At 64.7% G+C, this 12,307-nt stretch carries 13 protein-coding genes and 1 pseudogene; 2 read left to right on the top strand and 12 right to left on the bottom strand.

The window, feature by feature from the left end:
• Nucleotides 1–298 precede the first annotated feature (298 nt).
• The 12 genes from ABYB95_RS08090 to ABYB95_RS08035 all read right to left on the bottom strand — a co-directional run bounded on the left by ABYB95_RS08090 (nucleotide 299) and on the right by ABYB95_RS08035 (nucleotide 11,584).
• Nucleotides 299–1,072, bottom strand: a complete 774-nt coding sequence (locus tag ABYB95_RS08090; RefSeq protein ID WP_372657965.1) for a ferredoxin--NADP reductase — start codon at nucleotides 1,070–1,072, stop codon at nucleotides 299–301.
• Nucleotides 1,069–1,377 carry a gamma-butyrobetaine hydroxylase-like domain-containing protein gene (locus ABYB95_RS08085; RefSeq protein WP_372657964.1) on the bottom strand — a complete coding sequence of 103 codons (309 nt, stop codon included), beginning with the start codon at nucleotides 1,375–1,377 and terminating at the stop codon, nucleotides 1,069–1,071. The genes ABYB95_RS08090 and ABYB95_RS08085 overlap by 4 nt, the downstream gene beginning before the upstream one ends.
• A gap of 84 nt (nucleotides 1,378–1,461) precedes the next feature.
• Nucleotides 1,462–2,325 (bottom strand): ABC transporter ATP-binding protein, encoded by an 864-nt coding sequence (locus ABYB95_RS08080; protein ID WP_372657963.1) that lies wholly within the window; start codon nucleotides 2,323–2,325, stop codon nucleotides 1,462–1,464.
• Nucleotides 2,322–3,305 (bottom strand): ABC transporter permease, encoded by a 984-nt coding sequence (locus tag ABYB95_RS08075; protein WP_372657962.1) that lies wholly within the window; start codon nucleotides 3,303–3,305, stop codon nucleotides 2,322–2,324. The genes ABYB95_RS08080 and ABYB95_RS08075 overlap by 4 nt, the downstream gene beginning before the upstream one ends.
• A gap of 20 nt (nucleotides 3,306–3,325) precedes the next feature.
• A complete protein-coding gene (locus tag ABYB95_RS08070; RefSeq protein ID WP_372657961.1) occupies nucleotides 3,326–4,786 on the bottom strand; it encodes an ABC transporter substrate-binding protein in 1,461 nt (486 codons plus the stop codon).
• Between the two features lie 66 nt (nucleotides 4,787–4,852).
• Complete coding sequence (gene fdxA, locus ABYB95_RS08065) at nucleotides 4,853–5,182, bottom strand: ferredoxin FdxA (RefSeq protein WP_372657960.1); 330 nt, start codon at nucleotides 5,180–5,182, stop codon at nucleotides 4,853–4,855.
• Complete coding sequence (locus ABYB95_RS08060) at nucleotides 5,179–6,156, bottom strand: HEAT repeat domain-containing protein (protein ID WP_372657959.1); 978 nt, start codon at nucleotides 6,154–6,156, stop codon at nucleotides 5,179–5,181. Before ABYB95_RS08060 ends, fdxA begins: the two co-directional genes overlap by 4 nt.
• 3 nt (nucleotides 6,157–6,159) lie before the next feature.
• Nucleotides 6,160–6,393 carry a ferredoxin family protein gene (locus ABYB95_RS08055; RefSeq protein WP_372657958.1) on the bottom strand — a complete coding sequence of 78 codons (234 nt, stop codon included), beginning with the start codon at nucleotides 6,391–6,393 and terminating at the stop codon, nucleotides 6,160–6,162.
• A gap of 31 nt (nucleotides 6,394–6,424) precedes the next feature.
• Nucleotides 6,425–8,164, bottom strand: a complete 1,740-nt coding sequence (locus ABYB95_RS08050) for a fumarate reductase/succinate dehydrogenase flavoprotein subunit (RefSeq protein WP_372657957.1) — start codon at nucleotides 8,162–8,164, stop codon at nucleotides 6,425–6,427.
• 49 nt (nucleotides 8,165–8,213) lie between these two features.
• Nucleotides 8,214–9,008 carry a GntR family transcriptional regulator gene (locus tag ABYB95_RS08045; RefSeq protein WP_372657956.1) on the bottom strand — a complete coding sequence of 265 codons (795 nt, stop codon included), beginning with the start codon at nucleotides 9,006–9,008 and terminating at the stop codon, nucleotides 8,214–8,216.
• A gap of 346 nt (nucleotides 9,009–9,354) precedes the next feature.
• Nucleotides 9,355–10,575 carry a CaiB/BaiF CoA transferase family protein gene (locus tag ABYB95_RS08040; RefSeq protein WP_372657955.1) on the bottom strand — a complete coding sequence of 407 codons (1,221 nt, stop codon included), beginning with the start codon at nucleotides 10,573–10,575 and terminating at the stop codon, nucleotides 9,355–9,357.
• A gap of 64 nt (nucleotides 10,576–10,639) precedes the next feature.
• A complete protein-coding gene (locus ABYB95_RS08035) occupies nucleotides 10,640–11,584 on the bottom strand; it encodes a hydroxymethylglutaryl-CoA lyase (protein WP_372657954.1) in 945 nt (314 codons plus the stop codon).
• 99 nt (nucleotides 11,585–11,683) lie between these two features.
• Between ABYB95_RS08035 and ABYB95_RS08030 the strand changes: the two are divergent.
• A pseudogene (locus ABYB95_RS08030) lies at nucleotides 11,684–12,055 on the top strand (helix-turn-helix domain-containing protein); the annotation flags it as partial.
• A gap of 17 nt (nucleotides 12,056–12,072) precedes the next feature.
• Nucleotides 12,073–12,307 (top strand): DUF6079 family protein (locus ABYB95_RS08025; RefSeq protein ID WP_372657966.1); only part of this gene is annotated, 235 nt, incomplete at its 3' end.

Here is a 12,307-nt window from a genome sequence, read left to right as displayed (position 1 = left end):
GTGCGCGGGTCGTGGCTCTGGTGGTGAAAGGCCGCACCCATCAGCAGGCCGTACAACATGGGCGGGCCGCCGTGCATGCCCGAAACGAAGACTGCGGCCAGCGCGATCACGGCGCACAGGGCCGCACCCGGCCACAGGCTGACGAGGTGGCCAGACCGCGCTTGCCAGATGTCCATGGTGCCGGAGCGCCACCCGTGCCGCATGAAGCGGCGCCGGCCAGGGGCACCGCCGGGCCGGCTCTGCCGGACGGCCAGTGCCGCCCCCTTGAGGGGGAGGCGCGAAGCGCCGCGGGGGTGTTTCATTTGTCGACAAAGGCGCGTTCGATCACGTACTGCCCCGGCTGGCTCATATTGCCTTCGTGCTGGCCCAGCTTGTCCAGCCAGGCCCGGGTGTCGCGCAGCATCTCGGGGCTGCCGCACAGCATGAACCGGTCGTCGGTGGCGTTGATGGGGGGCAAGCCCAGCTCGTGTGCGATGCGCCCGGTCTCCAGCAAGGTGGGGATGCGGCCCTGGTGGCGAAAGGCTTCGCGCGTCACCGTGGGGTAGTACAGCAGCTTGGTGCGCACCTGCTCACCGAACCATTCGTTCTGCGGCATCTCGTGGCTGATGCGGCGCTCGTAGGCCAGCTCCTGCACCTGGCGGCAGCCGTGCACCAGCACGATTTTTTCAAACTGCTCGTACACGTCGGGGTCGCGCGCCACGCTCATGAAGGGCGCCAGGCCAGTGCCGGTGGACAGCAGATAGAGGTGGCGCGCGGGCGTGAGGTTTTGCGTGAGCAAGGTGCCCGAGGCTTTGCGCCCGACCAGAATCTGCTCGCCGACCTGGATGTGCTGCAGGCGCGAGGTCAAAGGGCCATCGGGCACCTTGATGCTGAGAAATTCCAGCGTGTCTTCGTAGTGCGGGCTCACCATGCTGTAGGCGCGCAACAGCGGCCGGCCATCGACCTCCAGGCCAATCATGGCGAACTGGCCGCTCTGGTAGCGAAAGCCCGGATCGCGCGTGGTGGTGAAGGAAAACAGGCGGTCGGTCCAGTGGTGCACCGACAGCACTTCGGCTTGAAACAAGTTGCTCATGTTCGTGCTTCCAAGGTGGTGGATGTGGCGAGTTCGCGCAGGTAAGACCAGGGGTAAATGCCCCGGTCGTGTCCGTCGCTGAAGCCGAGGTTCACACCGTGCTCGCCCACAGGCTCCAGCGTGGTGAGTTCGATGCCGGCGTCAGGGTCCGGCAACTGGCCGCTGCGGCGCAATTGCACGCACTGCCCGCAACGGCAGTTCGCGCGCAGCAGCGCATGCGACAGGTGGCTGCTGGTGTCGTCGGCCCAGTCGATCTGCAAGCTGCGCGAAAGACGGTGATCGGTGATGGCGGTGGGTGGTATCACAAGATTTCCCCGTGTGGATGGGACCCGTGGTTTGTGAATGGCGGATACGGCGGGCAGATGGCGGGTACCCATGCCCTGTTCGGCTCAGATCAACTCGCCCACGCCCTTGGCGTCGACATTGACGGCGAAGCCCTCCAGGCCACCGCTGGCCAGTTCGTTGCCCATGGCGGCCAGGCTTTCTTCGCGGATCAGATTGCGCAGCTTGTGCAGCACCTGGGTGAACGCCACCGAAGACATCATCTCGGCGGTGCGCGGCCGAGGCAGCGGAATCTCGACCTCGGCCTTGATGCGCCCGGGTCGCGCCGTCATCACGTACACGCGGTCGGACAGAAAGATGGCTTCTTCGATGTCGTGCGTGATGAACAGCACCGACAGCCGCATGCGCTGCCACATATTGGTGAGGATCTGCTGCATCACCACGCGGGTTTGCGAATCGAGCGCGCCAAAGGGCTCGTCCATCAGCATCACTTGCGGGCTGGTGGCCAGCGCACGCACGATGCCCACGCGCTGCTTCATGCCGCCCGACAACTGGTCGGGGTAATGGTTTTCGAACGACAACAGACCGGCCAGGCCCAGCAGCGTGCGCGCGGCGGTCTCGCGCTGGTTCGCCGCGACGCCCTGCATCTTCAGCCCGAACTCGACGTTCTTGCGCACCGACATCCAGGGAAACAAGGAGTACTGCTGAAACACCACGCCACGGTCGGAACCGGGGCCGACGATCTGGCGGCCGTCCAGCGTGGCCTCGCCCTGGGTGGGCTGCGTGAAGCCGGCCACCACGTTGAGCAGGGTCGACTTGCCGCAGCCCGACGGGCCGATGATGGAGACGAACTCACCGGGTGCCACGTGGAGTGAGACGTCGGTGACGGCGTGCACACGCTGCTGTGCGCTGCCGAAGGTCATGCTGAGCTTGCGCACCTCAATGCGGCCTCGGGCCTGGGGGGTATTCATGAGCGACCTCCAAGTTTCGAGAATTCGAGCCAAGGCATGAGGGCCTTGCCAGTGAAGCGGATGAGCCAGCTGCACAGCAGGCCCAGAACGCCGATGGTGATCATCCCCAGCACGATGTCGGCGTACGCGATCAGCGAGTACGCCTCCCAGGTGAAGTAGCCGATGCCGAACTGGCCCGAGATCATCTCGGCCGCGATCAGCGACACCCAGGCCACACCCATGCCCACGGCCAGTCCGGTGAAAATTTGCGGCGCAGCGCCGGGCAGCACCACATGCCACATGAGTTGCCAGCTCCTGGCGCCCAGGCACTGCCCGGCGCGCAGCAGCACCGCGTCCACCGCTTTCACGCCACTCTCGGTGTTGAGCAGGATCGGAAAGAACGCGCCCACGAAGGTGATGAAAACGATGCTCACCTCGTTGTCGGGCCACAGCATGATGGAGATGGGCACCCACGCAATGGCGGGAATAGGCCGCAGCGCTTCCAGCGCCGGGAACAGCAACTGGTGCATGCGCTGGTAGCGACCGATCACCAGGCCCAGTGCCACGCCCAGCACACCGGCCAGTGCAAAGCCGATGAAGATGCGGCGCAGGCTCATGCCAACGTTGGTGATGAACTTGCCGTTGCTGCCGGCCTGCACCATCGACTGCCACACATCGGCCGGGGTCGGCACGTTGGCGAAGCGTATGTAGAAGTTGACGTGGTAGGTCGTGACCAGGTGCCAGAACAACAGCAAGCCGCCCAGCGAGCACACCGCCAGCAAAGCCGACACGCCGTTGCTCTGCGCCCAGGTTCGCAACCAGGCACTTGCACCGGCGCCTGCACCGGCACGCGCGGCCTGCGTTTCGGCGCCTTGCTCGTGCCGGTGGGTGTTCGCCGGGCCAAGCGCCGCCACCAGATGCGGGCCGGTGGTTGCAGCGTCCATGGCAGATGGGCCAAAGATTTGCACGTCTTCGATGCGGCGTAGTGGTGCACTCGACATGGCGTTCTCCGGGCCTGCGCTCAGAACGGCGCCGCAGCGACGGTCAGAGCTTCGCGGTAGTCGGCCAGCTTGCCGCCGATCTTGGCCGCGTGTGCTTCAGCGTCGCGCTTCAGCAGAAAGGGCACGATCACGGGCTTCTTGGCGTCCTTGGCGTTGACGGCGTAGAAGGCCTTGTCGGCAAACACCTTGATGCCCAGCGCCTGGTCTGTGAGGTAGGCCGCGCGGATCACCTTGCCGCTGGCTTCCAGCTTGGCAATGGCGCCCAGGGTGCAGACAGCCGAGGCATAGGGATCGACACCAGCGCCCTCCACCCAGACCTCACCCGCTTCCTTGGGCCGCGTGATCGGCGATTTGCAGAATTTGTCCGTGCCGCCAATATCGAAACTGGTCATCGACTGCTTTTGCGCGTCGTAATCCAGCTTCGTCTGCTTGAAGGCTTCGCGCACATAGGTCTCGTTGACCCAGGCACCGATGTCCAGCGGCTTCACGCGCTTGAGGTCGGTGAGCACGCCGTGGCCGATCTTGATGGTGTCGAGCCAACGCGGCTTGATGGTGGGGTCCAGCGTGTGGATGCCGCCCGGGCCGAGGTAGAGGTAGATCACTTCCTTGTCGATCTTGGTCCACTCTTCGACCTTCGTGGCGCCGCGAACCGGGTCGGCCTTGAACCACGCATTGGCTTCCATCAGTGCGCGGATGTAGGCCACCACCACTTCCGGGTATTTCTCACCAAAGTCCTTGCGCACGATCACGCCGTGGAAGGTGGGCACATTGGTCTGCACGCCGTCAAAAATCTTGCGTGCAAAGCCCCGGTAGGGCAGCAGGTCGGCAAAGGGCACGAAGTCGGCGTGGGCGTCGATCTTCTTTTCCTGCAAATTGGTGGTGCCCACCTCGGGGCTCTGGCTGACCAGGCTGAAGAAGTCCGGCGGCAGGCCACGCGACGACAAGGCTTGCAGCACCATGCCGTGGGCCGCCGAGCCGAAGGGCACCGACACCAGCTTGCCTTTGAGATCGGTCAGCTCGTAGAACGGAGAATCCTTGTGCACCACGATGCCGTTGCCCGAACCGAAGGCGTTGTAGGCGATGGTGGCGATCAGCTGGGTCTCGTTGCCCGGCTGCGACTGACCGGTGGCGCCCGCCACCAGCAAGGGGTAGTCGCCCATCATGCCGATCTGGATCTTGTCGGCCATCATGCCGTTGATGATGGGTGGACCCGAGGTGGCGTTCTGCCAGTCCAGCTCAAAGGTGATGTCTTTGTACTTGCCGGTTTTCGGCAGGTACTTTTCGATCAGTTTCATTTCCTTCAACACCACGCCCCCGGTGACGGTGTTGGAGGTGGTGTTCTGGGTGCCGATGCCGATGACGACGACCTTTTTTTCCTGGGCGAGCAAGAGCGTGGGAATCAGCCCCAGGCACAAGGCGAGTGCGGAACGGGCGAGCCAGCGGGAGCGGCCGGCTTTGGGAGCTAGGGAAAATGCTGTCATGAGAACCTCCAGGTGAGTTGAAAGAATCAATCGGGATAGATGGGCGTTTTGGGTGGACCAGTCCACTCAAATCGCGTCGCTCAACATGTCTCTCTTGTCTCTCTTGTCGGCCCATTGGTCTGCACCGGGCAGGGGCTCTTGGGTGGTGGTGATCACGGGCCATTTCAGGCTCAGTTCGGCGTTCAGGGCGACGTACTCTTTCTGCTCGGGCGCCAAGTCCTGCTCTTCCAGAATGGCTTCCACCGGACACTCGGGAATGCAGACACCGCAGTCGATGCAGACGGCTGGATCGATGACCAGAAAGTTCGGGCCCTCGTGGAAACAGTCCACCGGGCAGACCCCCACGCAGTCGGTGTATTTGCAGCGGATACAGGCTTCGGTGACCACGTGTGTCATATCGCGGCTCCCAGGTTGCCGTGCATCTGGATCGCGGTCAGCGCGAGCTTGGCGAGCTTGCGCACATCCGGGTCGCTGTCCTTCAAGGCGCGCTCCAGCGGTGCGATGCCGCGCGTATCGGCCAGCTCACCCAGTGCGATCACCGCTTCCTTGCGCAGGTTGCTCACGGTGTGGGTGCTGGCTTCGCCCAGCACCCACACGGCGGCGGTGGCTTTGAGCTTGCCCAGGCTGCGCGCGGCTTTCACCCGCACCTGCCAGTACTCGTCGTCCATGGCGCGGATCAGATCGGGCACGCCCAGCGCCGAACGGGTTTTGGCAAACGTGGTGGCGGCCTCTTCGCGCACCTGCCAGGCCGGATCGGCCAGCGCCCGGCTCAGCGCGGGGTGCACGCTGACCGCGCAGGACTCGCTGGCATAACCCAGGGCGCCCACAGCCACGCGCCGCACTTCGGGTTCGGTGTCGTAAGCCGCCACCTGGGTCAGGGCGGTGATGGCATCGGCCCGCTTAAGGTAGCCCAGCACGCCCACGGCTTCGCGGCGCACCAGGGGATCGGCGTCGCCCAGCGCCTGCAGCGCGGGCTCAAAGGCTTCGTCTACCCGCAAGGCGCGCACCGCGTGCAAGGCCGCGGCCTTGACCGCTGGATCGGCATCCACAAGATACGGCAGGATGGGCGTGGCAGAGGCGGGCTCTTTGAGCTCGGCCAGGGTGTAGGCCACGGCCTCGCGCACGGCGGCATCGCTGTCTTTGAGCAGGGGCACCAGGGCGGCGAGCACCTCGGGCTCCTCAAAGCCCTCCAGGGCCTTGGCGGCTTCCAGCCGAACCAGCGGGCTGGCATCGGCCAGCGCCACCGTGAGCAGCGGCGCCACGTCGTCCTCTTCGTCGGTGTAGGGCAGATCGATCACCGCCACGCGGCGCACCTCGGCGTCGGCGTCCTGCAGGCGCAGAAAAATGCTGGATTGAATGGCCTGGCTCATGGCTTACCTCACCAGGTAGGGAATGTTGACGTGCACCGCGCCGGTGGGGCAGTCCTTCTCGCAAGGCATGCAGTACCAGCATTCGTCGAACTTCATGTAGGCCTTGTTCTTGATGAAGTCGATGGCCAGTACATCGAGCGGGCAAACATCGACACAGACGGTGCAGCCTTTGTCGGCGATGCACTTGTCTTCGTCGACGACGACGGGCGCTTGTGTGCGTGTGATCGTGATGGTCATGGTGGGTACCTGCTGGGTGTGGGTGGGGGATTCAGGCGGCGATGGCCGGGGCCGGGGAACCGGCGACGCGCAAGCGCTGGTAGGCGGCTTTTTCCTGGTCGTTCAGTTCCACGATGTAGGGCTCGACCTCGCGCTTGCGGAACTGGGCCTGGCCGTTGCCGTCGCTGGTGACGTTGGTGTGGCAGAACCAGTTGGCGTCGTCTTTTTCCGGGTGGTCCACGCACAGGTGGTACAGACCCCAGCGGCTCTCGGTGCGGAACAGCGAAGAGCGCGCGGCCAGCTCGGCGCAGTCGCGGATGGTGTGGGCTTCCATGGCGCGCATCAGTTCGTGCGGGTCTTCGGCCACCATGTGGTCCAGGTCTTCGCGGATTTCGTCGAAGCGCTGCAAGCCGATTTCCATCTTGCGCGTGACCTTGGGCGGCTGCAGGTAGTCGTTGACCACGCGCCGCGTCTTGTATTCGATCTGGAACGGTGTCGGCCCTTCGCTGCGCGACAGTGGTGCGGCCACGCGCTCGCGCTCGACCTGCACCCGGTCCTGGTCGATGCGCACATCGCGCGCACCCGCCACATAGTCGGCAGCGTTTTCGCCGCAGAACTTGCCGTAGACAAAGGCCCCCAGCATGTAGTTGTGCGGAATGCTGGCGCAGTCGCCGGCTGCGTACAGGCCGGGAATCGAACACTCACCGCGCTCGTTGGTCCAGATGCCCGATGCGCTGTGGCCGCTGCAAAAGCCGATCTCCGAGATGTGCATCTCGATCATGCTCTTGCGGTAATCGGTGCCGCGCCCTTCGTGGAAACGACCACGGCTGGGCCGCTCGTTGGTGTGCAGGATGTGCTCGATCTCGCTGATCGTTTCTTCGGCCAGGTGATCGAGCTTGAGGAACACCGGCCCCTTGCCGCCTTCGAGTTCGTTGAAGAACTCCATCATCATCTGGCCGCTCCAGTAGTCGCATTCGATGAAGCGCTCGCCCGCGTTGTTGGAGGTGTAGCCGCCAAACGGGCCGGTGACGTAGGCGCAAGCCGGGCCGTTGTAGTCCTTGATCAGCGGGTTGATCTGGAAGCATTCGAGGTTGGTGAGCTCGGCCCCCGCGTGGTAGGCCATCACATGGCCTTCGCCAGTGTTGGTCGGGTTTTCGTAGGTGCCGAACATATAGCCCGATGCCGGCAAGCCCAGGCGGCCTGCTGCGCCGGTGCAGATGATCACGGCCTTGGCCTTGATCACGTAGAAGTCGGCGGTGCGGCAGTCAAAACCCATCACACCGGTGATCTCACCGGCCGCGCCGGTGAGCAAGCGCGTGGCCACCACGCGGTTGGTGATTTCCACCCGCGCTTTCTTCAGCTGGCGGTAGAGCACGCGCTTCATGTGGTGCCCTTCGGGCATGGGCAACACATAGCTGCCGATGTGGTGCACCTTGCGCACGGCGTAGTAGCCGGTTTCGTCTTTCTCGAACTTGATGCCCCACTTGTCCAGCTCTTCGATCATGGCGAAGCTGTTGGCCGCGTAGGCGTACACGCCCTTCTGGTCCACGATGCCGTCGTTGGCCACCGTGATTTCCTTGGTGTACTGCTCGGGCGTGGCGTGGCCCGGTATCACCGCGTTGTTCAGGCCATCCATGCCCATGGAGATGGCGCCGCTGCGCTTGACGTTGGCCTTGTCCAGCAGCAACACGCGCAGCTTGGGGTTCTTCTCTTTGGCCTTCACCGCGGCCATGGGGCCGCCGGTGCCGCCGCCCACCACCACGATGTCGTATTCCAGTTCAATGGTTTTCATGTTTGCCTTTCGGGATGTGTTCAGAAAGAGGGCTTCAACGGGGGAAATGTCAGAGCGGCACGCGATCGACGCGCACCTTGTACTGGAAGGCGTCGCCGCGGTAGTACATGTGCTCGTAGTCGATGGGCGTGCCGTCGCTGGTGTGGGTGGTGCGCTCGATCACCAGCACGGGCGATCCTTCTTCCACTTGCAACTGCGCGGCCAAAGGCTCGTCGGCCAGGGTGGAGCCGATCTGCAGATCGGCGTGGCCCAGCGACATGCCGTAGTCGTTTTCAAGAATGACGAAAACGTCGCGCGTCGCCAGGTCTTCCTTGGCGAGCCGCGCACCGATGGCAACCGGCAGGTACGTGACGTCGAGCGAAATCGGTTCGCGGTTCAGAAAGCGCAGGCGCTGCAACTCGGTCACCCGGGCGCGCTTGGGCAGGTGCAGGCGCTCTTGCACCTGCAGGCTGGGGGTGACGGTGCGCAGCGACACCACGCGGGCAAAGGTCTCGTAACCCATTTGCCGCATGGCCTCGCCAAAGCCTTGCAGACGGCCCAGATCCTGGAACGCCTTGGGCTTGGAGACGAAGGTTCCCTTGCCGTGGATGCGGAACAGCAGGCCTTCGTTTTGCAAATCGTTGAGCGCCTGGCGCACGGTGATGCGGCTCACGTTGAAGGCCGCGATCATCTCGCTCTCGGAGGGCATTTGTTCGTGCGGCTTGTAGGTGCCGTCCAGCACACGCGAACGCAGAATGTCTTTGATCTGCGCGTACAGCGGCACCGGTGACTGGGGCTGTATTTCCCGCGCCAATGCCGACAAAGGCAGGTCGGAAACAACGGCGCGCAAAGGGGTGGTGGACATGGCTGGCTTCAACTCGTTATGACGAGTTATGTTCAGCAAAAGCCGTGCCAGCCCGTTTGAGGTCTGTTTGGGCGGTATCTGGCCCTTCAAGCGCCCTGGAGCAGCCCCTGCGTGCCGCCGCTGGTGCATGGGCGGCCCAAGGCTGGTGCGCACGCACAACTTTCAAGCGCGCGCGGTGCTGGGTTTGCATGCCCGGGCACGTGCGACCACCGGCGCGCTTGTTCAGCGCCTTGGGGGCCGACCGCGAGCTCTATATACAGGGGCGCAACGGTTGTTGTCGGTGAGCGGCATGGGCACCGACAAGGCGCCGCCGCTGCGGGCCGACGGACCCGCTAGAGAAAGACGCTCAGTGTTTGCCCATGGCCGCGATCGCGTCCGGCGCATAACCCAGCTCGCGCAACAGTTCGGCGTTGTGCTCGCCCAGCTTGGGCGGGCTGAGGCGCACGCCGGGGCGCTCGCCGTCCATGGTGAAGGGGAACAACACCGTGGGCGCGCTCTGCCCGGCGTTCTCGCCGTCGGGCAGGGTGATGGGTGCCAGGCCGCCGGTCGCTTTCAGGTGCGGGTCGTCCAGAAGATCGTGCGGGCGGGTGATGGGCGCAAAGGGCAGGCCTTCTTTTTCAAACAGCGCACCCAGTTCCCGCGCGCTGCGGCTGGCCAGGCGCTGGCGCAATTCGGGGATCAGCCAACCGCGTTCGCGCACGCGGTGGTTGTTGCTGGGTAGACGCGGATCGCTTTTCAGGTCTTCGTAGCCAAAGGCTTTGCAGAAGATGTCCCACTGGGTATCGCTCACCACAGCGAGAAAGATCTGCTCACCGTCTTTCACTTCGAACACGTCGTAAATGCCCCAGGACGAGATGCGCTCGGGCATGGGCGCGGCGGGCTGGCCGGTCACCGCGAACTGCATCATGTGCTGGGCCACCAGGAACACGTTGTTCTCGAACAGCGCGCTTTCCACCTTCTGACCCAGGCCGGTTTTTTCGCGCTGCGCCAGCGCCGCCATCACACCGATGGCGCCGAACATGCCACCCATGATGTCGTTCACGCTGGTACCGGCGCGCAGCGGGTCGCCGGGGCGCCCGGTCATGTAGGCCAGGCCGCCCATCATCTGCACCACTTCGTCCAGTGCGGTGCGGTGGTCGTAAGGGCCGGGCAGAAAGCCTTTGTGGCTCACGTAGATGAGGCGCGGGTTCAGCTTCTTCAGGCTCTCGTGGTCGAGCCCGAGCTTTTGCATGGTCTCGGTCTTGAAGTTTTCGCTCACCACATCGGCGGTGGCGATGAGGCGCAGCACCGCCTCTTTGCCCTCGGGCGACTGCAAATCCAGCGCCAGGCTTTTTTTGTTGCGGTTGAAGAGCGGGAAAAAGCCCGCGCCCGAGCCGAGCAGGCGGCGCGTGTTGTCGCCCTTCAACGGCTCGACCTTGATCACCTCGGCGCCCAGGTCGGCCAACACCATGCCGCAGGTGGGGCCCATGACCATGTGGGTGAACTCGACCACGCGCAGGCCCGCGTAAGGCAGTTGGCGGGCGGCTGCGGTGCCGGTGGTGTGGGTGTTTTCGGTGGAAGGCGTCATCGGGTCTTGCGGGGTTTGAATGGGTGGATGGTGCGGGCCGTGCGGCTGGTGCAGGTCGTGCGGTTCAGGCGGCAACACCCCAGCCCATGGGTAGGCCAACCTCGGGCAGCATGCCGTACAAGGCCTCACCGGGCAAACCGGCTCGCAGGGGTTCGCGTGCGGCCAGCAGGCGCGGCAGGTCCACGCCGGTGCGCACGCCCATGGCTTCGAACATGAACACCAGGTCTTCGGTGACGACGTTGCCGGACGCGCCTGGCGCGTAAGGACAACCGCCCAGGCCTCCGAGCGAGCTGTCGAAGGTGCGCACACCCACGTCGTAGGCGGCCAGGCAATTGGCCAGCCCCAGGCCGCGCGTGTTGTGCATGTGGGCGGCACCGGCACGCTCGCCGATTTCGGCCCGCAGCCGCTGGAACAAACGGCGCACCTGCGCCGGGTTGGCCATGCCGGTGGTGTCGGACAAGCCCACTTCGTCTGCGCCCGCCGCCACGCAAGCCGCAGCGAGGCGGATCACCTCGTCTTCGGCCACCGCTCCTTGCAAGGTGCAACCAAAGGCGGTGGACAGCCCCACTTCGACCTGCGTGGCCGGCGCGGTGTCGCGCCGCAGCGCGAGCATGGTGCGCACCTCGTCCAGCATGTGTTCGCGGGTCTTGCGCACATTGGCCAGCGAATGTGCTTCGCTGGCCGACACCGGCAAGGTGATCTTGTGCACCCCAGCGGCCAGCGCGGCCTGGGCGCCGCGTGCGTTGGGCACGAGCGCCATCACCGTGATGCCGGGGTGGGTCAGCGCATGGCGCACCACGTCGGCGGCATCGGCCATTTGCGGCAGGTAGCGGGCCGGCACGAAAGAAGCGACTTCGATCTCGCGCAAACCGGCGGCCACCAGCGCGTCTATCCAGCGGCATTTGTCGGCCGTGGCCATGGTCGCCTGGACCGACTGCAAGCCGTCGCGCGGGCCGACTTCGCTGATCAGAACCGCAGCTTGTGCAGCGGCTGTAGGGGATGGATTCAAAAAGACCTCTTGCGTTTCATCTATTAGAACGATATTCTTTCTACAAAAATCATCTCAGAGCCCCTCCACCCTGTCAACCCCAGCCCCGCAACCGCCACCATGCCCAGAAAAGCCCGCACCGCGTCGCTGGCCGATGCACACGCCGCCACCGGCGGCGTGGCGGCGGTGGACCGTGCGCTCTCGCTGCTGAACGCGTTTCGCCCGGGGGACGACGCCCTGGGTCTGGCCGAGCTGGCGAGCCGCACCGGCTTGTACAAAAGCACGGTGCTGCGCTTACTGGCTTCGCTGGAGCACGCGCGTTTGCTGCAGCGCCTGGGCGATGGCCGCTACGGCCTGGGTGGGCAGGTGGCGCGCCTGCACACGCTGTACGCAGCCTCGTTCTCGCTCGACCGGGTGGTGCTGCCGGTGCTGCGCGAGCTGGTGGCCAACACCGGCGAAAGTGCGGCCTACCACGTGCGCCAGGGCCGCGCACCCAAGTCAAGGAGCAGATCGACTCGATCGCGTCTGCTGCTCTCGGCGATCACTTCGACGCTCGGTACCCCGGCTACCCGCGGTTTGAGGTGTCGGTTCCGATCGGCAAGGGCAACCTCGGTGAGAGCGTCAAGCAGGCGCTGAACCAGATCGCTGGCCGAAAGACCCAGCTCGGGACTGCCATCCTTCAATCGCTCGAGCTGCTCCACGCAGATGAGTCACTGACCAATGACGGCACATTCGCTTCGACGC

The organism is Hydrogenophaga sp. (genome assembly GCF_041633695.1).
Classification (GTDB): Bacteria; Pseudomonadota; Gammaproteobacteria; order Burkholderiales; family Burkholderiaceae_C; genus Hydrogenophaga.
Note: the sequence above shows the minus strand (reverse complement) of the source record. Positions and strands in the feature narration are given on the sequence as shown.

What these genes read in the sequence shown, in the direction of transcription:
- ABYB95_RS08060 (WP_372657959.1), bottom strand. Translation starts at nt 6,156, where the DNA reads ATGAGCCAGGCCATTCAATCCAGCATTTTTCTGCGCCTGCAGGACGCC.
- ABYB95_RS08045 (WP_372657956.1), bottom strand. Translation starts at nt 9,008, where the DNA reads ATGTCCACCACCCCTTTGCGCGCCGTTGTTTCCGACCTGCCTTTGTCG.
- ABYB95_RS08040 (WP_372657955.1), bottom strand. Translation starts at nt 10,575, where the DNA reads ATGACGCCTTCCACCGAAAACACCCACACCACCGGCACCGCAGCCGCC.
- ABYB95_RS08070 (WP_372657961.1), bottom strand. Translation starts at nt 4,786, where the DNA reads ATGACAGCATTTTCCCTAGCTCCCAAAGCCGGCCGCTCCCGCTGGCTC.
- ABYB95_RS08055 (WP_372657958.1), bottom strand. Translation starts at nt 6,393, where the DNA reads ATGACCATCACGATCACACGCACACAAGCGCCCGTCGTCGTCGACGAA.
- ABYB95_RS08050 (WP_372657957.1), bottom strand. Translation starts at nt 8,164, where the DNA reads ATGAAAACCATTGAACTGGAATACGACATCGTGGTGGTGGGCGGCGGC.
- fdxA (WP_372657960.1), bottom strand. Translation starts at nt 5,182, where the DNA reads ATGACACACGTGGTCACCGAAGCCTGTATCCGCTGCAAATACACCGAC.
- ABYB95_RS08075 (WP_372657962.1), bottom strand. Translation starts at nt 3,305, where the DNA reads ATGTCGAGTGCACCACTACGCCGCATCGAAGACGTGCAAATCTTTGGC.
- ABYB95_RS08080 (WP_372657963.1), bottom strand. Translation starts at nt 2,325, where the DNA reads ATGAATACCCCCCAGGCCCGAGGCCGCATTGAGGTGCGCAAGCTCAGC.
- ABYB95_RS08090 (WP_372657965.1), bottom strand. Translation starts at nt 1,072, where the DNA reads ATGAGCAACTTGTTTCAAGCCGAAGTGCTGTCGGTGCACCACTGGACC.